Origin of the sequence: Leptothermofonsia sp. ETS-13 (assembly GCF_049200465.1) — a bacterium.
In the GTDB taxonomy this organism is placed as follows: Bacteria; Cyanobacteriota; Cyanobacteriia; order Leptolyngbyales; family Leptolyngbyaceae; genus Leptothermofonsia.
Genome location: NZ_CP120836.1, coordinates 4063155 through 4084962, shown reverse-complemented (window position 1 = coordinate 4084962; position 21808 = coordinate 4063155). Strand labels below are relative to the sequence as shown.

General features: G+C 50.2%; 19 protein-coding genes. 7 read left to right on the top strand and 12 right to left on the bottom strand.

The genetic code is table 11. The features are described 5' to 3' along the window. Window positions 1-112: 112 nt before the first annotated feature. From P4D80_RS18615 to rpsT, 4 genes are all read right to left on the bottom strand, one after another. On the bottom strand, window positions 113-1987 hold the full coding sequence (locus P4D80_RS18615) for a DNA-directed RNA polymerase subunit gamma (RefSeq protein WP_421655501.1): 1875 nt from the start codon (window positions 1985-1987) through the stop codon (window positions 113-115). Between the two features lie 133 nt (window positions 1988-2120). Continuing rightward, entirely contained in the window at window positions 2121-5441 is a 3321-nt protein-coding gene (gene rpoB / locus P4D80_RS18610; protein WP_421655500.1) for a DNA-directed RNA polymerase subunit beta, read from the bottom strand. Between the two features lie 428 nt (window positions 5442-5869). Next, window positions 5870-6703 (bottom strand): TatD family hydrolase, encoded by an 834-nt coding sequence (locus P4D80_RS18605; RefSeq protein ID WP_421655499.1) that lies wholly within the window; start codon window positions 6701-6703, stop codon window positions 5870-5872. A 69-nt stretch (window positions 6704-6772) separates the two neighbouring features. Further along, window positions 6773-7078, bottom strand: coding sequence for a 30S ribosomal protein S20 (gene rpsT / locus P4D80_RS18600; protein ID WP_421655498.1), 306 nt, complete (start codon window positions 7076-7078; stop codon window positions 6773-6775). Window positions 7079-7239: 161 nt separating this feature from the next. Between rpsT and hisD the strand changes: the two genes are divergently transcribed. Continuing rightward, window positions 7240-8604 carry a histidinol dehydrogenase gene (gene hisD, locus P4D80_RS18595; RefSeq protein ID WP_421655497.1) on the top strand — a complete coding sequence of 455 codons (1365 nt, stop codon included), beginning with the start codon at window positions 7240-7242 and terminating at the stop codon, window positions 8602-8604. Between the two features lie 11 nt (window positions 8605-8615). On the opposite strand, the gene P4D80_RS18590 is transcribed toward hisD, so the two are convergent. Next, the gene (locus P4D80_RS18590) at window positions 8616-9005 is read right to left on the bottom strand and encodes a hypothetical protein (RefSeq protein ID WP_421655496.1); all 390 of its coding nucleotides are present in this window, start codon (window positions 9003-9005) and stop codon (window positions 8616-8618) included. A gap of 247 nt (window positions 9006-9252) precedes the next feature. Between P4D80_RS18590 and hslO the strand changes: the two genes are divergently transcribed. Continuing rightward, window positions 9253-10161 carry an Hsp33 family molecular chaperone HslO gene (hslO, locus tag P4D80_RS18585; RefSeq protein WP_421655495.1) on the top strand — a complete coding sequence of 303 codons (909 nt, stop codon included), beginning with the start codon at window positions 9253-9255 and terminating at the stop codon, window positions 10159-10161. A 32-nt stretch (window positions 10162-10193) separates the two neighbouring features. On the opposite strand, the gene P4D80_RS18580 is transcribed toward hslO, so the two are convergent. Continuing rightward, window positions 10194-10364: a ChaB family protein gene (locus P4D80_RS18580; protein ID WP_421655494.1), complete on the bottom strand. Its 171-nt coding sequence runs from the start codon at window positions 10362-10364 to the stop codon at window positions 10194-10196. A 186-nt stretch (window positions 10365-10550) separates the two neighbouring features. Between P4D80_RS18580 and P4D80_RS18575 the strand changes: the two genes are divergently transcribed. Then, window positions 10551-11030, top strand: coding sequence for an aminotransferase class III-fold pyridoxal phosphate-dependent enzyme (locus P4D80_RS18575; protein ID WP_421655493.1), 480 nt, complete (start codon window positions 10551-10553; stop codon window positions 11028-11030). After that, window positions 10993-11787: an aminotransferase class III-fold pyridoxal phosphate-dependent enzyme gene (locus P4D80_RS18570; RefSeq protein WP_421655492.1), complete on the top strand. Its 795-nt coding sequence runs from the start codon at window positions 10993-10995 to the stop codon at window positions 11785-11787. The genes P4D80_RS18575 and P4D80_RS18570 overlap by 38 nt, the downstream gene beginning before the upstream one ends. A 196-nt stretch (window positions 11788-11983) precedes the next feature. Here the strand turns inward: P4D80_RS18570 and P4D80_RS18565 are convergent, their stop codons facing one another. From P4D80_RS18565 to P4D80_RS18550, 4 genes are all read right to left on the bottom strand, one after another. Next, entirely contained in the window at window positions 11984-12730 is a 747-nt protein-coding gene (locus P4D80_RS18565; protein WP_421655491.1) for a PfkB family carbohydrate kinase, read from the bottom strand. Beyond that, window positions 12666-13037, bottom strand: a complete 372-nt coding sequence (locus P4D80_RS18560; RefSeq protein WP_421655490.1) for a PfkB family carbohydrate kinase — start codon at window positions 13035-13037, stop codon at window positions 12666-12668. Before P4D80_RS18560 ends, P4D80_RS18565 begins: the two co-directional genes overlap by 65 nt. Before the next feature lie 196 nt (window positions 13038-13233). Next, window positions 13234-14286 carry a hypothetical protein gene (locus tag P4D80_RS18555; RefSeq protein WP_421655489.1) on the bottom strand — a complete coding sequence of 351 codons (1053 nt, stop codon included), beginning with the start codon at window positions 14284-14286 and terminating at the stop codon, window positions 13234-13236. Window positions 14287-14584: 298 nt separating this feature from the next. Continuing rightward, a complete protein-coding gene (locus tag P4D80_RS18550) occupies window positions 14585-16333 on the bottom strand; it encodes an Rqc2 family fibronectin-binding protein (RefSeq protein WP_421655488.1) in 1749 nt (582 codons plus the stop codon). A gap of 146 nt (window positions 16334-16479) precedes the next feature. Here P4D80_RS18550 and remA point away from each other — a divergent pair, with 146 nt between their 5' ends. Then, complete coding sequence (gene remA, locus P4D80_RS18545; RefSeq protein ID WP_421655487.1) at window positions 16480-16746, top strand: extracellular matrix/biofilm regulator RemA; 267 nt, start codon at window positions 16480-16482, stop codon at window positions 16744-16746. A gap of 127 nt (window positions 16747-16873) precedes the next feature. Continuing rightward, entirely contained in the window at window positions 16874-17437 is a 564-nt protein-coding gene (gene gmk, locus P4D80_RS18540; protein ID WP_421655486.1) for a guanylate kinase, read from the top strand. Between the two features lie 30 nt (window positions 17438-17467). On the opposite strand, the gene P4D80_RS18535 is transcribed toward gmk, so the two are convergent. Beyond that, the gene (locus tag P4D80_RS18535) at window positions 17468-17941 is read right to left on the bottom strand and encodes a single-stranded DNA-binding protein (RefSeq protein WP_421655485.1); all 474 of its coding nucleotides are present in this window, start codon (window positions 17939-17941) and stop codon (window positions 17468-17470) included. Window positions 17942-18258: 317 nt separating this feature from the next. Beyond that, window positions 18259-20784 (bottom strand): sugar phosphate nucleotidyltransferase, encoded by a 2526-nt coding sequence (locus tag P4D80_RS18530; RefSeq protein ID WP_421659566.1) that lies wholly within the window; start codon window positions 20782-20784, stop codon window positions 18259-18261. Between the two features lie 805 nt (window positions 20785-21589). On the opposite strand from P4D80_RS18530, the gene P4D80_RS18525 reads away from it, so the two are divergent. Continuing rightward, window positions 21590-21769, top strand: a complete 180-nt coding sequence (locus P4D80_RS18525) for a hypothetical protein (protein ID WP_421655484.1) — start codon at window positions 21590-21592, stop codon at window positions 21767-21769. Window positions 21770-21808 lie beyond the last annotated feature (39 nt).

Here is a 21808-nt window from a genome sequence, read left to right as displayed (position 1 = left end):
ATAACCCCGCCTCTACCGTGAATGGATTTTGGATTTTGAACTTCAGATTCTGGAACGACAGAGTCGAATCCAAATCCAACGTTCAAAATCACCAATCGAAAATCGTCCCGCCCTAAATTGCTAGAGCATCCTGAATGGTCTTGTTGTAGATAATCCGTCCCGGAGTGGTGCGGATGTACTGAGAAATGACATTCCCCTCCGAGTCTTCCCGCACCCGGCGGAACTTGTAAATCTTCGTGGTGGTGCCGTCATCAGCACGTATTTCTTGCTGTACTTCGTTGTCTGGCTCGTCTGTTTCAACCACCCCTTCAAACCGAACCCAGACATAAGCATGCAAATCCACTTCTTTCTGCTCGTAGGCAATGATGGCATCATCCAGATTAGCGAAGTAGCGATCGGCTCCCTTCGTTGCATTCGGATTCTCTACCGTTAAGTAATAACAACCCAGTACCATATCCTGGCTGGGAGTTATGATTGGTCGTCCCGTCGCTGGAGACAAAATATTATTCGATGCCAGCATCAGCAACCTGGCTTCCGCCTGAGCTTCCAAGGATAGAGGGACGTGAACGGCCATCTGGTCTCCGTCAAAATCTGCGTTAAACGCCGGACAAACCAGGGGATGGAGTTGAATCGCACGTCCTTCTACTAGAATAGGCTCAAACGCTTGAATCCCTAAACGGTGGAGTGTGGGTGCCCGGTTCAGCAAAACTGGGTGGCCGTCAATTACTTCCTCCAGTACGTCCCATACTGTAGGGTCATTGCGCTGAATTAGCTTCTTCGCAGCTTTGATGTTGTTGACTAATCCCTGGCGGATAAGGCGATGGATTACAAATGGCTGAAAAAGTTCGATCGCCATTTCCCGAGGTAATCCACACTGGTGAATCTTCAGTTTGGGGCCCACTACGATCACAGAACGCCCCGAATAGTCAACCCGCTTACCCAGCAGGTTCTGACGAAAACGTCCCTGCTTCCCTTCAATGATGTCTGACAGAGACTTGAGGGGACGGTTATTCGCGCCCACCACTGTGCGTCCGCGACGTCCATTATCAATCAGCGCATCCACCGCTTCCTGAAGCATTCGCTTTTCATTTCGGACGATAATTTCAGGGGCTAGGATTTCCTGCAATCGAGCCAGGCGATTGTTCCGGTTAATCACCCGACGGTACAGATCATTCAAGTCGGAGGTGGCGAAACGTCCACCATCCAGTTGCACCATCGGTCGCAGGTCGGGAGGAATCACCGGAATCACCGACAACACCATCCAATCAGGTTTAGAACCTGTCGCAATGAAGTTATCGATCACCCGCAGTCGCTTGATCAGCTTTGCCCGCTTTTGCCCCTTGGATGTCGCAATTTCTTCCCGCAGTTGCTCGGCCTCTTTCTCCAGGTCAATATCCTGTAGCAGTTTTTGCAAAGCCTCCGCTCCGATGCCGACCTCAACCCCAGTCAGCTTCGAGTCTTCACTGTAGAGTTCGTCCTCAATTTCGATCCACTGATCTTCAGTCAGCAACTGTTTGTAGGTCAAATTTTCAGCATTACCAGGGTTGAGTACTACATAAGCGTTGAAGTAAACAATTTGCTCAACGTCTCGTAGCGGCATATCCAGCAAAATTGCCATGTAGCTGGGGATACCCTTGAGATACCAAACGTGGGCAACCGGTGCGGCTAACTTGATATAACCCATGCGGTGCCGCCGCACACGAGATTCAGTTACCTCGACGCCACAGCGTTCACACACAATACCCCGGTGCCGTACCCGTTTGTATTTACCGCAGTGGCACTCCCAGTCCTTCGCCGGACCAAAAATCCGTTCACAGAACAAGCCATCCATCTCCGGTTTGAGAGTCCGGTAATTAATGGTTTCCGGTTTTGTTACCTCCCCTACAACCTGCCCATTAGGAAGGGTACGCTCTCCCCACTGGCGAATTCGTTCTGGAGATGCCAGACCAATTTTTACATAGTCGAACCGCTGCTCTAGCTTTGGCATCGCTTCTGTTCCTCTTGTCGGGTGTTCGTTTTTGGCTGTTAGTTTTTGGAAAACCTAAACGTATCGATCTCATGCGTTTTAGTTGCTAGTGATCAGGAAGCCAACCACTAACAACTCGCAACTAACAACGTGGTTATTCGTCACTATCGTCCAGTTCATCTCTGGAAATGGATTCATAGGTAGGTCTTGAAGGCGCACGACGGCTGCTTACATCCGCCATCAAATCCACCTCAGTATCCCGGCTCGTGCCATCATCACGGGTGTCCAGCTTATGAACGGCTACATCCAAACAGAGGGATTGCAACTCCCGCATCAACACTTTGAAGGATTCCGGGGTGCCCGGCCTGGGAATTGCTTTCCCTTTCACGATCGCATTCAATGCTTCGTTACGGCCCTGCATATCATCGGATTTGACCGTCAGTAGTTCCTGTAAGGTGTAAGCGGCACCAAAGGCTTCCAAAGCCCATACTTCCATCTCCCCAAAGCGCTGGCCGCCTTGCTGAGCTTTTCCACCCAGAGGCTGCTGAGTGACTAGAGAGTAGGGACCTGTAGAACGGGCATGAATCTTATCATCAACTAGGTGGACCAGCTTCAGCATGTAGGCTTTACCCACTGTCACCGGGCGATCAAACGGTTCACCCGTGCGTCCGTCGTAAACCTGAATTTTACCCGGATCTTCGGCATTGAATAACCAGTCACCCTTGGCTCCATTGGTGGCTTCCAGAGTTTCTTCGCGAGCCTCCTTAAGCTTACTGTGAACGGTTTCGCGAGACTTCTCCTCACCGTGCATTTCATCAAATGGAATCACCTTGAAACGCACATTCAGATTTTCCGCTGCCCAGGCCAGCAAACATTCATACACCTGCCCAACATTCATCCGGGAAGGCACACCCAATGGATTCAGCACAATATCGACTGGAGTGCCATCGGGCAGGTAAGGCATGTCTTCAATCGGCAGGATGCGGGAAATGATGCCTTTATTACCATGACGACCCGCCATCTTATCCCCAACTTGAATTTTGCGCTTCTGGGCAACATAGACGCGCACCACCATATTAGCCCCCGGCGGCAATTCATCTCCCTGCTCACGGGTAAACACTCGCACATCCACAACCCGCCCCTTCTCTCCATTGGGAACCCGCAGAGAGTTATCACGCACGTCCCTAGCTTTTTCACCGAAGATAGCTCGCAATAACTTTTCTTCTGGTGGCTGATCCGACTCCCCTTTTGGCGTCACCTTACCTACCAAAATGTCACCCGCTTCAACCCAGGCACCAATGCGGATAATGCCAGTTTCATCAAGTTGCCGCAACGCATCCTCACCTACGTTGGGAATTTCACGGGTAATTTCCTCTGGTCCAAGCTTGGTCTGACGAGCTTCAATCTCATATTTCTCAACGTGGATTGAAGTATAAACATCATCATAGACTAGCCGCTCACTAATCAGGATGGCATCTTCGTAGTTATAGCCTTCCCAGGGCATGTAGGCGACCAGAATGTTTTGCCCCAACGCCAGTTCACCCTGTTCGGTGGCGGAACCATCGGCCAGGATCTGTCCAGCAGAAACCTTGTCACCCTGAAATACAATCGGACGTTGATTTAAGCAAGTATCCTGGTTAGAACGCTGGTATTTTTGAAGCTGGTACTCAATTTCCCGCCCATGAGAATCACGGACGCGGATGCGATCGGCTGAAACAAAGGTCACTTCACCATCCGTGCGACTGACGATCACCATCCCAGAATCTCGTGCAGCCTGAGCTTCCAACCCGGTACCTACCAGGGGACGCTCCGGGCGCAGAAGCGGAACCGCCTGCCGCTGCATGTTGGAACCCATGAGGGCACGGTTAGCATCATCATGCTCTAGGAAGGGAATCAAGGATGTCGCCACTGAGATGATTTGCACTGGCGAAACAGCAACGTAATCCACCTCATCAGGGGTCGTGGTGGTAAAATCTTGCCGGTAACGAACGGGGACCTGTTCACCTAGAATATTGCCCTCTTCGTCCATGGGAATATCCCCCGGCGCAACCCGCAGGTCGTCCTCCTCGTCAGCTGTCATGTAGACAGGAGGTAAATCCTTCCGGACACGGCCATTTTCCACTTTGTAGAAAGGTGTTTCAATGAACCCATAGGCGTTGACTCTAGCGTGAGTAGCCAGAGAACCGATCAAACCAGCGTTAGGGCCTTCCGGGGTCTCAATCGGGCAAATACGACCGTAGTGAGAGGGGTGAATATCACGGACCGCGAAACCTGCCCGCTCCCGTGTCAAACCGCCAGGACCGAGGGCACTCAGACGACGCTTGTGGGTCAGTTCTGCTAGCGGGTTCGTCTGGTCCATGAACTGGGATAACTGGGAGGAGCCAAAGAACTCCTTAATGGCAGCGACCAGCGGCTTGGGGTTGACCAGGGATGCAGGGGTGAGGGAATCAGCATCGGAAACGGTCATCCGTTCACGGATGATGCGCTCCAGACGGTTCAGCCCAACTCGCACCTGGTTCTGCAAAAGCTCACCCACAGAGCGCACCCGACGATTACCTAGATGGTCGATGTCATCAATGTTGCCAATGTCAAACTCCAGGTTAATCAGATAGTCAATCGCCGCCAAAATATCCTGCGGAGTCAACACCCGCATCCCTTCGGGTACATTCAGACGCAGCTTCTTATTCAACTTATAGCGCCCCACCTTACCCAGGTCATACCGCTTGGGATCAAAGAAGCGAGAGTCGAGCAACTGCTGACCACCGGATACCGTTGGGGGTTCACCGGGACGTAGCCTCCGGTAAAGTTCCATCAGGGCTTCTTCTTCTCCAAACTGCCCCTCTTTCTCAATGGTTTTCTGAAAGTATTCCGGGTGGCGCAGGGCATCAAAAATCTCCCCATCACTCAAGCCCAAAGCTTTGAGCAATACCTGAGCCGACAACTTCCGGGTCTTGTCGATCCGAACCCAGACCAGATCATTTTTGTCGGTTTCAAATTTAAGCCAGGCGCCCCGGTTAGGGATCAGACTCGCATTATAAGTACGACGCCCGTTTTTGTCCGTTTCGGATTTGTAGTACACACCAGGACTGCGGACAATCTGGTTGACGATGACCCGCTCTGCTCCGTTGATGATGAAGGTGCCCCGATCGGTCATCAGAGGCAGGTCGCCAATGAAGACTTCCTGCTCTTTAATTTCTCCCGTTTCCTTGTTGACCAACCGAGTGGGAACGTACATCTGTACAGCATAGGTACTATCCCGCCGCTTGGCTTCATCTACATCGTACTTCGGTCGCTTCAGCTTGTAATCCTTGCCCAGGAAGTGAAGTTCTAGTTTACCAGTGTAGTCTGTAATAGGTGAGAAGCTATCCAGCTCCTCAATCAGCCCCTCTTCGAGAAACCAGCGGAAACTTGCCCGCTGAATCTCAACCAGGTCTGGTAAAGTGAAGGCGGGTGTGTTGTAAGTTTGCTCAGTCATGCGTCTCCTTCGAAGGTTCACGCCCAGCGCGAATCCCAGATTTTACAGAGTTTATACGGATTAAGTCAATACAAAATTCCTGGATTCCGAACTGGAACCCAAGCAACAATTTATTCAGTTAAGTCATCAGTCGGCGGTTCAGAGGAATCTCCAATCGTTGAAGTAATCGCTAGAGTTTTGACGGTTGAGGAACGGTTAACCTGATTTACGGATCAGCCAGCAGAGATAGACGATATTCAGTCTAAGGTTCAGCCAGACTTACCCGTAAACCAGTAAAGCCCTATTTTCGACGGAAGTATGGACTGGCGTTTCTAGTAGAGAAATGAATGATTTTCGAAATGCTGTTCATCGGCTATAGATACTCCCATTCATTATGACGTAGGAAATCTCGATTTGGTCGCCATCCTTAGCAAAATTCTGTCTGACAGTCAACAGTGTCGTTCAGAACCTTGGGCAGGAGAGTGCGTGATAGCCGGAGGAACCGGTAAGTTAAACAGCCGACAAGCGTTTTGAGTCGTTTGTTCTGCTAGTTCTTCCAGGGAAGCATTGCGCAGATGGGCAACGTGCTGGGCAACATATTGAACGTAAGCAGGCTCGTTTCGTTTCTCACCACGCTTAGGAACTGGAGTCAGAAAGGGACAATCTGTTTCAATCAAAAGGCGATCGCTTGGCACCATCTTCGCAGATGCTTGGACGTGAGTCGCATTTTTGAAGGTCACAATGCCACTAAAACTGATGTAAAAGCCCAGTTCTAGAAACCATTCCGTTTCCTCTGGGGTCCCACTCCAGCAATGCATCACTCCTTGAACAGCTCCCTGCTGTTGCCAGAATTGGCGCAACAGTTCCGCCATGGGAACCGCCGCATCCCGACAGTGAACAATAACGGGCAGGCTTAACTGACGGGCGATCGCCAACTGAGACTCAAAAGCCTCCTTTTGCTGCTCCTGATTGACGGCCTTGTAAAAATCCAGCCCCGTCTCCCCAATTGCGACAACCCGCACATCTGACTTAGCCAGTCGCAAGATTTCTGCAGGGGTCGTCTCTTGCCACCGATCTGCCACATCCAGAGGATGTAACCCAACGGCAAAAAACAATTCAGGGAACCGATCCGCGATCGCCTGAATCCCTGCAAACTCGGCAGGCTCCACACATGAATGAACGAGGCGAACAACACCCGCATCGCGCCAACGAGAAGCGACGTCATCCAGATCAGGCTGAAAGGCGTCAAAGTTGATATGAACGTGGGTGTCAATCAACCGCATGAGAAGCAAAAAGGGAGCTAGGGGTGAGGAGAGGCTAGCCGACTTAGCCGGATACCTGACGCCTGGCACCTAAGAAGCAGCCGACTGAGACTTGTCGTATTTCTTCAAGGCTTTAGCTAAACGAGACTTTTTCCTGGCACCATTGTTTGGGTGAAGGACGCCCCGCTTGACTGCCTTATCAATCTTACTGTAGGCAGATGCCATACTGCTTTGAACTTCCTGCATCAGCTCAGGGCTGGGATTGGCCGCATAGTCCGCGACCGCGGCAAAGTATTTCTTCATCAGCGTTTTAACCGCTGATTTGTAACTCTTGTTGTGTAGACGATTGCGCTCAGCAATCTGAACCCGCTTAATGGCAGACTTGATATTAGCCACAGTAAATCTCGAAGACTCTAATCTATTGAACTCTGGTTGGACAAAAGCACAGGATGCTAGATAAATTACTATAGCATCTCCTTTGGGCGATTCGTGATCCCTTGAAATTACAGGTTAAGCTAGAGTAACGAGTACAGGTGCATCGACACTCAGCTGTCGGGATGGTTAAGATCTGTTCTCGACCGGGTAACTCCTTAAAAGACTGGCATTCCTACTCCATGTTGCGAATCATTACTCAGCGATCTGAGGCGCGAACTGAACTGCGACGGATCTGTGAGCGTACCCATGACGACCAGGTTGTCCACAAAGAAGCAACGGTGCGGGAAGTGCTTCAGACGGTAAAACGCCAGGGAGACAAAGCACTACTGCACTACACTTCAGAATTTGACCGGGTTGATTTGACCCTCGACGAGCTAAGGGTCAGCGGCTCAGAGTTAGACGCGGCCTATCAACAGGTTTCCAAGGATTTGCTGGATGCTATTCAGCTAGCCTGTCGTCAGATTGAAGCCTTCCATCGTCAACGAGTACCCAAAAGCTGGGTGCATTTTGCTGAAGATGAGGTGGTGCTTGGAAAGCGGTATACCCCTGTAGACCGGGCTGGTTTATACGTACCAGGGGGACAGGCATCCTATCCCAGTACGGTACTCATGAATGCGATCCCAGCCAAGGTGGCGGGAGTGCCTCGAATTGTGATGGTAACGCCGCCGGGCAGTGAAGTTAGCATCAACCCTGCCGTGCTGGTGGCGGCGCAAGAGGCAGGGGTGAATGAAATTTACCGGGTGGGTGGAGCACAGGCGATCGCTGCACTGGCCTATGGTACTGAAACCATTCCCAAGGTGGACGTGATTACCGGTCCAGGCAACATTTATGTCACGCTGGCTAAGAAATTGGTCTTTGGCACTGTGGGAATTGATTCCCTGGCTGGCCCTTCGGAAGTACTCATTATTGCCGATAAGACCGCGAATCCTGTTTTCGTTGCAGCGGATATGCTGGCACAGGCGGAGCATGATCAGTTAGCAGCGGCCATTCTGTTGACGGATGATTCAGTGCTGGCACGTAAGGTTGTCGAAGAAGTGGAGCGCCAGTTGGTTGATCACCCCCGCAGGCTGCTGACAGAAAAGGCGATCGCTAATTTTGGCCTGGTAGTGGTGGTGGAATCTTTGGAAGAGGCAGCCGACCTTTCTAACGAATTTGCCCCAGAACATCTGGAACTAGAGATCCAGGATCCCTGGGCACTGCTCAATGAAATCCGTCACGCTGGAGCCATTTTCTTCGGCTATTCAACCCCAGAAGCGGTAGGAGACTACTTGGCAGGGCCCAATCATACTCTGCCTACCTCTGGCTCTGCCCGCTATGCTTCTGCCCTCAGTGTTGAAACCTTTCTGAAGCACTCCAGCCTGGTGCAGTATTCTCCCACCGCGCTGCAGAAAGTTGCAGGAGCAATCAATATTTTGGCAATGGCTGAAGGGTTGCCTTCCCATGCCGATTCTGTCCGTTTGCGCGTCTGGGGTAACCAGGACAGTTAGGGATAACCCGGTTACCCCTCTCCTTTTGTCATCAGAAATTGCTTTAGCTTTAATAGGCTGAAGGTTTGACTTAGATTGAGCGGCAGCAGAGAAACTCCTTCCAACCGCGATTGCACCCAACCATCTCCCCAAACCCATTCATGGTAACCATCGATCCCTTTGCTTAGTAGCAGACGCAAACAGTGTTCATCTACGCGATCAACGTACTGCTGGACAGGAAAAGGCCCGATCCAGCTGGTGTAAGAAAGCCCTGGTTGCAATTGTTCGGGAAGCCCAGAGTCAAGCTGCACGGGAGCCAACCATTGTCGCAGCTTAGCAGGTTGAGTCAAACTCTCCCGCAGAGCCTGTTCAGGCGCAGCAACTTCTACTCGCAAATTACTCTGCTGAAATATTCCGAACATAGAGAGAAGAGATAACTCCCTTAGTATGCAAAGGAAGAATAACAGAGGAAAAAGAAGCCAGATGTGAAGAGGCGATGAGTTGATGGGGTTTCTAAAGTTCTGAATTAATTCCTGGCTCCTGGTTCCTGACTCCTCACCCCTCACCTTTCTAACAATTAACAACCATAACTAAAAACTTACAACTCTTCCACCCCCATCCCCACCCCTTAGAATAGAACATAGACTGTAAAGAAACGTAAGGTTTTTCATGGCTGACCAGCTAATTCGAGCAACTGCGGCCAAGGGTGGAATCCGGGCTGTGGGTGCGATTACGACACAACTAACTCACGAAGCAAAGCAGCGCCACAAGCTTTCTTATGTCGCTACAGCCGCCCTTGGTCGAACAATGACAGCAGGGCTTCTGCTTGCCTCTAGTATGAAACGAAATGGGTCGCGGGTCACAATTCGAATTCAGGGAGATGGTCCGCTTGGTAGAATTGTTGCGGACTCCGGCCTGGATGGTACTGTCCGCGGGTTTGTTGATTATCCTGAAGTGGAGTTACCCCCCACAGATACGGGCAGGTTTAATGTGGGCACAGCAGTTGGGCACCTTGGTTATGTATATGTGCTGCGGGATGAAGGGGTAGAAACTCCTTATACCAGCACTGTGGAATTGGTGTCAGGGGAAATTGGAGAAGATATTGCCCATTACCTGGCCTACTCGGAACAAACCCCCTCCGCCTTAGTACTGGGTGAAGCATTTGATATAGATGGGGTCAAAGCATCTGGAGGACTTTTGATCCAGATTCTGCCAAAAGCGGCGACTGATGAAGCGTTGGTCGCGGAACTGGAGTCTAGAGTCACAGCTTTGTCTAGCTTTCCGTCGTTGCTTCAGCAAGGGAAAACGCTTCCAGAGATTTTTGAGCAACTTTTGGGGGGAATGGATTTACAAATCTTCCCAGAAATTCAACCACTACGATTCCACTGCAACTGCACTTACGATCGCGCCCTCAGAGCTCTGAAGCTATTTAGCATTCCTGAGTTACAGGACATGATTACCCAAGACAATGGAGCAGAAGCTATCTGTGATTTCTGCGGCAATGTTTATAAAGCCGACGTGAACCAACTGGAAAAGCTAATTGGGGACTTACAGGCAGAAGCCTTACCCCTTGAATAGTAGTAGTTGAAGCTAGCTTGGGATAGCGCTATTCAGGCTAACCAACTGATTTCTAACCGCACTCCAGGCAATTTGATGCACTTTAGACTCTCCCCGTACCATTGAAGAGCAGAATTGAAGGCAACCCGGTAGAAATTCTGGGCGGCTTCGGAGAGGCGATCGCGGATATTCGCGGGTAGATCCCGATCCGTCTTATAGGGCATAAACGGTCACCTCAGCAAATGGGATAATCAACTGTAATTCCCGTCAGGAAAATCGATTCCCTCTAAAGGCTGATCTTTGTAACGACAAAACTGTTCAGTCCATAAAACTTAAGGAGACGACATTGTTCACCAGCAGCTTAAAAACAACCAAATCAGAAGAAATTTTTTGCCGCCGCGCAGAAACTGATGCCCGGTGGAGTTAGCTCTCCCGTTCGGGCATTTAAATCGGTTGGGGGGCAACCCATTGTATTTGACCGGGTGAAAGGGGCTTATGTGTGGGATGTAGATGGCAATCAGTACATTGACTACGTAGGCACCTGGGGTCCTGCCATCTGTGGTCATGCCCATCCTGAAGTGATCAAAGCGTTGCATGATGCCCTGGAAAAGGGCACCAGCTTTGGGGCACCTTGCGTCCTAGAAAATATTCTGGCAGAAATGGTAATCGATGCCGTTCCCAGCATTGAGATGGTTCGTTTTGTTAACTCCGGAACCGAAGCCTGCATGTCTGTACTGCGGCTGATGCGAGCATTTACTGGACGGGAAAAAATCATCAAGTTCGAAGGCTGTTATCACGGACACGCGGATATGTTTCTGGTCAAAGCCGGGTCGGGGGGTAGCGACGCTGGGATTGCCAGATTCCCCAGGAGTACCCAAATCCACCACTAGCAACACCCTGACTGCTCCTTTCAATAACTTGGAAGCTGTCAAAGCCTTATTTGAACAACACTCTGATGAAATTGCCGGAGTTATCCTGGAACCCGTGGTGGGAAATGCAGGTTTCATCCCGCCGGATGGAGGCTTTCTGGCAGGCTTGCGTGAGCTGACGCGTGAACACGGTGCCCTACTAGTATTTGATGAAGTCATGACAGGTTTCCGCATTGCTTACGGGGGGGCCCAGGAGAAATTCGGTATTATGCCGGATCTAACAACCTTAGGTAAGGTGATTGGGGGTGGCTTACCTGTAGGTGCTTATGGAGGTCGCAGAGACATTATGCAAATGGTTGCACCTGCAGGCCCGATGTATCAGGCAGGAACCCTCTCTGGTAATCCCCTGGCTATGACTGCCGGAATTAAAACTCTTGAAATTTTGCGGCAACGCGGTTCTTACGAATACCTGGAAACCATGACGAAACAGCTAGCAGATGGCTTGCTGCGAATTGCCAGGGAAACCGGGCATGCGGCTTGTGGCGGCAACATCAGCGGCATGTTTGGTCTGTTCTTCACCGAGGGTCCTGTTCACAATTACGAAGATGCCAAGAAGTCTGATTTGCAAAAGTTTAGCCGCTTCCACCGGGGCATGCTGGAGCATGGAGTTTATCTAGCGCCTTCCCAGTTTGAAGCAGGATTTACCTCGCTGGCCCATACCGATGCAGATATCGATCGCACCCTGCAAGCTGCCCGTGAAGTGATGGCCAATTTGTAAAGTAATTGGCTGTTTAGTAGTGCATCAGAGCAGTGTGGGAAAACTTGCAGCAATTGCCAGGAGTCCTTCATTTGCCTGTCTTCAGATTTGATGCCTGTCTTCAGATTTGAGTCAATCAAACCCGAAAACCCTGGTAAACTATAATTCCTATAGTTCTCTGATTCACAACCGGCAGATCCATTTCTAGGCTGCTTAATCAACTGAATTCTTCTAGCAGCAGGTTCAGGGCAGTTTTCATCTCTGCGGGAGTAGTTGTAGCTGTCCCAAACTGGCGCACCACAATACTAGCTGCCAGATTACCGAGTACAGCCGCCTCCCAGGGAGTTGCACCTGCTGCTAAGGCTAACGTCAGGGCGGCAACAACTGTATCTCCGGCCCCAGTGACATCGAATACGTCGGTGCGATTGAAAGCGGGGATGTGGTAGTCACTGCCATTGCGATCAAACAGACTCATACCGTCGCCACCTCGGGTAATTAAAATCTGCTGGGCCTGGGTCAAGGCCAACAAATCTTTTCCAGCTTGATGAATGGCTGTTTCATCAACGACATCCCCTGACAGTTTGCCAAGGGGGTAGCCGACCGCCAGTTCTGCTTCTGGCAGGTTGGGTGTAAAAATGGTGGCTCCCACATAACGATTGATATATTTCTGACTATCAACCACTGTCAGGGAATGGGAGAGGGCGGCTTCAATTACGATCGGGGTTAGTGTTCCATCTCCATAGTCAGAACAAATCACTGCATCTACCTGGTTGACTTGCTGACGAATGTAATCGGCCAGTTGTATTTGAAGTTCCAGGTTGGGGAGTTCATCGGATTTGCGATCAACACGGACAATTTGTTGCGTAACGGATTGGCGTGAGTGCCCGGAGATGCGGGTTTTAGTGACGGTGGGGCGATCGCCGTCCTGCAAAATTCCCCGCTGTATCAACGCCCACGGCTGCAAAAATATTTCTGAGTGCCCGTCCCTGTTCGTCTTTCCCCACCAAGCCAACGGCTTTGACTTGAGCTCCCAGTTTTGCAACGTTGTATATGGCGTTTGCCCCACCACCAGGTACCTGATCCGTTTTTTGGTGGCGGATGATGAGTACGGGGGCTTCGCGGGAGATGCGCTCTACCTGCCCGGTAAGAAATTCATCTAAGCCCAGATCGCCTACTACTAAAACGCGCCCCTGGGGGAAGCGATCGAGGAGTTCAAATAACCGATCAGTCGAGGCAACCAGTTTTTCTGTAAAAGAAGAAGCTAACCGCATAGATGTGCATTGCACCTAACAAATTGCCAGAAGTTCATTCTTCTTTCGCTAAAGCATGCTCTAGATATAGCTCTACGCGGGTGCGTTAGGACATTGGAATTAGAGAGGGAGTAGGGGCGAAGCCCCCAGCCAGGGGTTCCAACCCTGCACCCCGTCCTAGACCTGGTCGCTATCGCTATAGTTGCTTATCAAAAATTCAGGTGGGAGTTTGGGAATCGCCAGCAGGGCAAACGGATTTGGGGTCAAATTCAAAGTTGTAAACAAATCCCTGATATTTATCGCTGGGCTTCATATGCTCCTTTACCTGTTTTGTGAAATAGTCTTTTGCGGCATCATTGAGTATTCCATAACCCGAAGAAAGTAAAAGTTCTGGTTCCTTTTCAAATTGTCCATCTGGTTTAACAATCGCCCCTACTGAGGCAAATCGGGTTTCTTTAACGAAAGGACAAGCCTCTAAAGGAAACTGGTCAGTAATCAGTTTTTTACCTTTCCAGTCAGCTTCTATATTGCCGCTTGAAGCTTTTACCGCGAGATCTTGAAAAGCCGTCAAATTTTTGTCGTAATCCTCCCTGGTCGTATTAGCTGCGTTAAAGGCGAAGAGTTGTCGCTTCTTCAGACTTTTTCTTGCCTCTTCCAACAGCGCCATCTTTTGCTCTTGAGTCAACTCTTCAGGTCGAATCAAATCTGCTGGTGTGTCCTCTTTGGGTTCCTCTTTAGCTGGGGGGGGTTCTGGCTTATCCGATGGGGTATTTCTCTTCGATTCAGGGGGGTTTTCAGGTTTTTTCTCAGGGTTTCTCTTTCTTTGTTGTGGGCGATCGTCCAGAATTGGCGGCAAATCTAGATTGGGCAGGATTGTAATGGGTGGAGGAGGCGACAAAAGCGGAAAGTTGTAGAAGGAGGAATTGTCAAACAGGGAGGAGGTGGAGGATTTTTTAGAGGATGATTTGGAAAAAGTTTGGGATTGCTTCTGACTGGAAGCCGGTGGAAAAGTGACCTGGGGATTAGCAAAATCGGGCAATCGCAGTTGCTCTATCGGGCTTAACTCGACAACTCCCACCGTCTGCTTCGGATCAATTTCTGCCGGTTTGGCAGAGGGCAACATGGGCAGCACGATAAACGCCAAACCGTGCAATCCTGTAGAAGCCAAGATTGCGATGGAAAAAGGATTGTGGAGAATTTCCAGAATTCTTTTCTGGGTTTCTGGACTGAACAGGTCTGGCTGTTTTTGGGGTGAAAGGGAATCGGGCATAGTTGTTCCAGTCGTGGAGGCTACGGATAGACTAAGGGGGAGCGTTACTCTTTCTAGTTATATCGAATCCGGTCAGGTTGCGAGTGGCTTCATTCCCCTTGATTCTCTTAGAGGTCAGGAGGTAGTCATCATTAATTTGTAAAGGGGGGAGTGGGGGCTGCGCTCCCAGGCAGAGGGTTTCACCCCCTCCACCCCCGAAATTATCCTTAATTTAATTGCGCCTAGCTACTTATTTCTTTGATGCAACTGATGGCCTTGTAGTTCCTTCAGCTTCAGGGGCAGGGGTTTAAGAAGCATTTCAACTCGGTTCTTGCGCTGACTGCCGTTGGACACGCTGGGGCTGTCCCCAAATAACTTGTTCATGCTTGTAAACGGTCATTCCGGGTTTCGCACCCTTTGGTTTGTAAACATTTTTGGGTTCAGTGTAGATGACGGGCACTTGTTCACTCTGGCGGGCACGGCTGTGATAGGCGGCAAGGTCAGCCGCAAATTGGAGATCGCTGGGGTCTGGGGTTTCTCCTGGTTTGAGCCTTAATAGAACGTGACTACCGGGAATTTCTTGCGTATGGAACCAGAGATCGTAGTCTCCAGCGGTACGAAAGGTGAGCTGATCGTTCTGGCGATTATTCCGTCCAACCAAAACCTCTAATCCATTGGGGGTTTGGTAGCGGTAAGGCTCGGTGGAAGAGTTATCTTTTGGGGTGTTGCGGTTACGGTATTCAGGGTCTTGCAAATAGCCCTGCTGAATCAGTTCGTCACGAATTTCTTGCAGGGTTTCTAAATCTGCGGTTGTCTGGTAATTAGCCAATTCAGTCAATGAAGCTTCCACCTGTTCCAGGTAGCGAATTTCGGCTTCCACTTCTGCCAGCAGGGGTTCGATCGCACTCCGCGCCCGCTTCAATTTCTGATGCCGCTTGTAGCGCGACTGGGCATTCTGAACCGCATTCTTTTCCGGATCCAGGGAAATGGTGATGGGGTCGCCTGTTGTAAAGTTCGGGAGGTCGATGGTTTTCATGCCCGGCTTCCACTGATGCAGATGGGCCATTAACAAGTCTGCCTGCTCCCGGTAGGTGTCTGCCTGGTCGGACTGCTGGAGGCGATCGCGAAATCCTTCTGCCTTAATCCGTAGTTTTTCCAAAGCATGACTAAGCTTTTGGCTGATCTGGTGTCGGAGTTGGGAAAATTCCTGGCGATCGAGGTAAGTGGTGTAGTAGTCATGCACAACTTCTTGCACACTACTCGCCGATCGGGTCATACCCCAACCCAGGACGGTGTAACCCTGGGCTGTCCAACCTGGCTGGAAGGTACCTTTCTCCAGGGTATGAAGCCACTCTTGCCAGCGTTGAAACAGGCTTTGCCACTCAGATTCGCTCACACTTTCCGTGCTTTGGTGTGGGTCTAACCCAGCGATCTGAATCATGGAGTCAATTAGGGCTGAGCTTAATCCCCGGTATCCTTTCAGCAAATTCTTTTTTAACGGTCCAGGTACTAAACTGATTCGCTCCCGCCAGCGTTCTAGCGGCTCATTCAACGTGGGAATGGGGTTAGTCAGAGCGGGTGGAATTTCGTAAGGTTGGCCGGTTTGAATCGGGCGGACGCTGGATTGTTGGGCGCTGACCTGATGGGCAGCGGTCACAATCTGGTTTTCCTGGTTGGCCAGAATGGCATTACTGTATTTGCCCATGATTTCGATATAAAAATGCCAGAGGGCAGGCTCTCCGGGGCGACGGGCAAATCGCAGGTCAATGGCGCGTTCCCAGGGGGCGATCGCCTCGATGGCGACCAGTGCCAGCCCGCCAATTTGGTGCCGCAGTTGCTGGCTGAAGGTAAAGGTATCAGGAGTGCGGGGAGGTGGTGCGCTGATGCAGAGGTGCGCAGCCTGGGGATGCCAGGAAATCTCTAGCCAGCCCCGTGCATCCAGAGTTCTCAATGCCAGGTAAAGGGTGTGGCGATCGCGCTGAAACGCCTGTTCTACCCGGGCAGGCAACCAGGCTGCCCGCAGTTCTGAACAGAGCGCGGTAAGGGTGGTAAAGTCAACAGGTTGCAAAGCGATCGCAAAGAGAATAAGAGGGGGGGTTAAAAACCAAACTCAGGGCTTTTCGTTAAAGTTCGCCTTGTTACTCAGAATTTTTCCAGATACGATCGAATACTAAGCTTTTATAAGCTTTACACCTAAACTCGCAATCAGCCCTTATGGACATTAAGCTGATCAACATCGGTTTTGGTAATATCGTGTCCGCTAACCGGGTGATTGCCATTGTTAGCCCAGAGTCTGCTCCCATCAAGCGTATCATTACCGATGCCAAAGATAGCAGGCAGCTCATTGACGCCACCTATGGTCGACGCACCCGGGCAGTTATCATTACAGACTCAGGGCATGTTATTCTGTCTGCCATTCAACCCGAAACCGTCGCCAATCGGTTTATTGCCAGTAAGGACGGGGTGGGTGGGGAGAATTAGAGTTTTGAGTTTTGAATTTTCTGAGTTCACTGAAACCTCAAAACTCAAAGCGAAACCGCGGTTCCTATAGACGAGACGTTAAGAGATTGTTAAATTAATTACAATTTTACGGAGTGGGAAGCGCGCCATGGGAAAGGGCAAACTCATCGTCTTAACGGGACCCAGTGGAGTCGGTAAGGGAACTCTGCTGCGATCGCTCCTAAAGCGTCATCCCGATTTGTATCTGTCAATTTCAGTCACCACTCGCCCTCCCCGTCCGGGTGAGATTCCAGGTAAAGATTATTACTTTGTGACCCGATTGGAATTTGAGAGAATGGTCGCGAATGGTGAATTGCTAGAGTGGGCTGAGTTTGCAGGCAACTATTACGGTACTCCCCGTACCCCTGTACTTGAACACATTCGCCAGGGAAAATGGGTGATTTTGGAAATTGAACTTGAGGGGGCGCGGCAGATTCGCCAGACGTTTCCTGAAGCCCTGCGGATTTTTATTCTGCCACCTTCACTGCCAGAACTGGAAGATCGCATTCGTAAGCGTGGCAAGGATAGCGAAGAGGCGATCGTCCGTCGCCTTAACCGAGCTCAGGAAGAAATTGATGCCGCTGCCGAGTTTGACATCCAGATCGTTAATGACAACTTTGACAAGGCGCTGGAGCGGATCGAGGAAACCCTGTTTGCCACTGCTGCTTGTTGATTATGAATTGCACAGTCGGGACACCCATTTTTAGAATGGGATGTCATCAAAGTCAGGTTCGGCAGCTGGTTCGGGTTTGGCCTGAAACCTGCCTGCGCTGGACCTGGCAACAGGTGCGGGTGGACTAGGGTTAGAAGAGAGTGGCTGAGTCGCCCCATTGGAAGCGGTGTTGACGATGGGAGCTACTTCCAGTGGGGTATCAGCCCCAACAATATGAATCCGTTGAGCAGTCAGTTCGGCTCGTTTTTCTTTGAAACCTTCGGGACGATCAATGGTGTTCATGCTGAGGCGACCTTCAATAACGACGCGATCGCCCTGGCGGTACTTATCCTGAATTTCCTGAGCCAGATTGCCCCAGCCTACTACTTTCAACGTTGCTGGTGGGTCCTCAGGCCGCAAACCGGGAAACTGAACCAGCATTTCCGCGATCGGCATTTGGCTTTCCGACGTGTAACGCAACTCTGGAGCCCGAATGATTTCGGCCATTAATATGCAACTGTTCATAAGAAATGGGAAATAGGGATAGAAACTAGAACAAATTTACTATCTATTATCGGAGATGTTTGTGATTCTAACAAGAATTGTCGATATAGCAATCCTATTTAGATTGTGAGAAAGGATTCCACAAGAATCCTTTCTCACAAAGCCTCTCAATCTCACGACTGATTTAGGACTGCTATAGCAGGGAGGGGGATGGAGCCAGGAACCAGAGGCAGGAAGACGAAAGAAGGGGATGAGTGGGGGGTTGAGCCCTCTCCCCTCCTATCTCATCCATCCCCTTACTCTACTGCTGCCCATCACTTATCACTCTCCCCTACTGTCTAATACTCACTCTCACTCCTTGCTTCTTCTCGCTGTTCATTTTCATCAACAAATTCCTGAATCCGCAGACGATAGTCGCGCAAGGTTTCGTCAACCCAGCTGCGATCGCTACTATTGGCATAGATGTGGACAAGGGGTTCTCCAGCATCGGGCAGAATCAACACCCAGTTGTCATGATGGTAATTAAAGATCTTGACGCCATCGACCAGTTCCAGGCGATCGACCGGGTGAGTTTCCACTAAGTGACGCATCAGCGCTCCTTTAGCCGTCCAGGGGCAACGAACGCTACAGCTCTTATGGGTGACGCGAGGCAACTCTGCACGGATCTGACTGAGGGAGCGTTCTTGAATAGTAAGCATCTCAATCAATTTGGCAATGCAAAACATGGCGTCAAAGCCTGGATGCAGTTGGGGAAAGATGAAACCCATATCTCCACTTCCGCCTAGCACCACATTGGGATTGGTGTGGCAGGCTTCCATCAGGGCGGTGGGGTTCGCTTTGGTGCGGATGACCCTGCTGTCATGGCGGTGAGCAATTTGTTCCACTGCACTAGAAGCATGAACTGGTACCACAACCGTGCTTCTGGGATGGTGGGATAAAATGACTTCGACCATCAGCGCAGTTAAGATTTCGCCTCGAATGGGATTGCCCGCTTCATCCACCAGAATGAGTTGCTCTCCGTTGGCAGATACCTGAACGCCAAATGTCGCTTTCAATGCTTCTACGACGTGCCCCAATTGAGTCAGCAAACTTTCACGATCAGCAGCGGTAGGAGCGGTTTGGGTCAGACTGGCATTGAGTACCACCGCATCACAGCCAAACTTAGCTAACAGTTGGGGTAAGACGGCACCGGATACAGCATAAGCATAATCAATCACCACCCTTGAACTGCTATGGCGAATGGCTTCAATGTTCAGGTGTTTTTCAAAGCAGGTGCCGTAAATATCAACCACCTGATTGGCATAAACCACATTACCAATTTCGTAAATTTGAGCACGGCGAAAGTCTTCTTTGAAGTAAGCACCTTCAATCTTTTTCTCACGGGCTTTGGAGATGTTAATCCCTTTATGGTCAAAGAACTCAATCAGAATGTGATCTGGGCGATCAGGATGGACTCGCACATGAATACCACCGGCAATTGAAAGGGTCGGCACAATAGAGCGGGCCAGAGGAATGGCGGTTGCTTCCAGGTTCTGGACGTTGACGCCCACGGACATTAACCCAGCAATAAGCGATCGCGACACCATCCGCGAAATACTGCGCTGATCGCGAGACACCGCTACATAGGAACCCGGCTTCAGTGTAGAACCATAGGCAGCTCCCAGTTTGACTGCAAACTCGGGCGTAATATCAATATTAGCCAGGCCAGAAACACCCCGTTGTCCAAACAAATTGCGCTGGGCTGCATGACCCCAAATCAAATTAATATTGAGGGTTGCTCCGGGTTCTACCCGTTTACTGGGCCAGATCCGTACTCCAGGGCTGACCTGGGCCTCTTCTCCAATCGTTGAAAGAGGGCCGACGACTGCCCCTTCCAGCACATGGGCGCGGCGATCAACCCGTGTGCCTCGTGCAATCACACAGGCTCGCAAATGAACTTCTTCTCCAAGAATAGCTCCGTTCCAGATAATGGGGCGCTTCAGGTCAGCATCGGCTCCAATGGTGACGTTGTTTCCAATCACCGTTCCGGCACCGATCTGGACCCTAGGACCGATCCGGCAATTGCTACCAATCAGAACGGGAGGTTCAATTTTTGCCGATTGATCAATGTAAGTGTTCTGCCCTATCCAGAGACCAGGGGATCGCTCCTCACCGCTAAATTCCAGCTTGACCTTGCGCTGCAACCCATCGTAGTGGGCATCCCGGTAGGCATCCAGATGCCCCACATCGCACCAATAGCCTTCAGCAACATAACCATACATTGGCTCTCCCTTTTCCAGCAGCAGGGGAAAAAGATCTCTAGAAAAATCCGTTTCCTGGTTAGCGGGCAGATAGTCCAACACTTCTGGCTCCAGGACGTAGATGCCGGTGTTTACCGTATCTGAAAAGATTTCACTGGTAGAAGGTTTTTCTAAAAAGCGGCAGATGCGATAATTTCCATCGGTAATGACTACCCCAAATTCAATCGGGTTGGGCACCCGCGTAAGCACCAGAGTTGCCTTCGACTTTTTCTGCCGATGGAATCGAATAGCGGCACTGAGGTCAAAGTCGGTAATACTATCACCACTGATGACCAGGAAGGTACCATCCAACAGCTCTACGATATTTTTGACGCAACCAGCCGTCCCCAGGGGTTGGTCTTCTTCAACGGCATAGGTCATCTGTACGCCAAAATCGCTGCCATCCTGAAAGTAGTCGCGCATTACGTCAGGAAGGTAATGCAGTGTAGCAATGATTTCAGTGATGTGATGACGCCTTAACAGATTGAGGATATGTTCTGCAATAGGATGGTTGAGGACTGGAACCATGGGTTTTGGTAGATCACACGTGAGCGGTCTAAGCCGTGTACCTGAGCCGCCTGCCATTAGAACTGCCCGCATAAATCCTCCGCACTGTTTGCACTCTAATCGGTTCCCATCTATCGAAACCAGTCCTAAATCTATCGCCAATTCCAGATCTCTAGTTTCCTACGGTAATAGCAATTCGGGTATCTACTCGAAGATCGCGATCGCCCATAATCGTTACATGCTCAAGCAAATCCCGTCATCTGCTCGAAATCCTCATGTGTCAGGGTTTCAACCAAACTAATCGGCTTCACCAGCCGACTTTCGTAACACTTTTTAATCAATCGCCTGTTGCAACAGTTGCCCTCATTTGCTAGATAGTCGTTTCTAATGGGTAGGATAGAACTACAGGAATTTGAGGAGTATTTGAAAGACATTAAAAGCATCTGTCTCCACCTTAACGCTATTTGGGATAGCAGGACCTGAAAGTGTAGTTTTACCTGAAAGTGTAGTTTCAACTTTATAACTAGTGTTATGAACACTAAATTTTGCAACATAGGTTTTTGGGAGTTTCGCCCCAAACAAGGGTGTAACCCTTGCCCAACCCCCAAACAAAGCAAACTTTCGTTTTGCTGTACTAACGCCAATAAACTGCGTCTAGCGCCATGAATGAAAATAGGCTACTAGCGCTGTTGACTATTAGCTATTTTCCAATCAGCCACTCAGCTGGCATGATCAAAGATAAGACGATGAACTTGATATCCAACTCTAGCTATGGGGTTTCCATGTTGAAAATGTAGAGTTATCTAAAACTCAAGTTTATTCTTGAAGCGCAAGTTTATTGTTGCCTGTCTCAAGTTCAATCATTCAATCGAGGAATGAATTAATGGGTACATTAATTGGCATTGTGCTTGCTGGAATTTATATAGGCGGAATCTGGAAGTTCTGGACTGGCTTCAGACGGACCAATTTTAGTGAGGGGCGAGTTTACCTGGCGCTCCTGTGGCCCGTCCTGATCTTTAACAAGTCTTACCGCCATAATTTCAACCGGGCCCTGAAGGGTTGAAGCCTCTGGTGAGGCCCTAGCGACGATATTTTTGTTTGT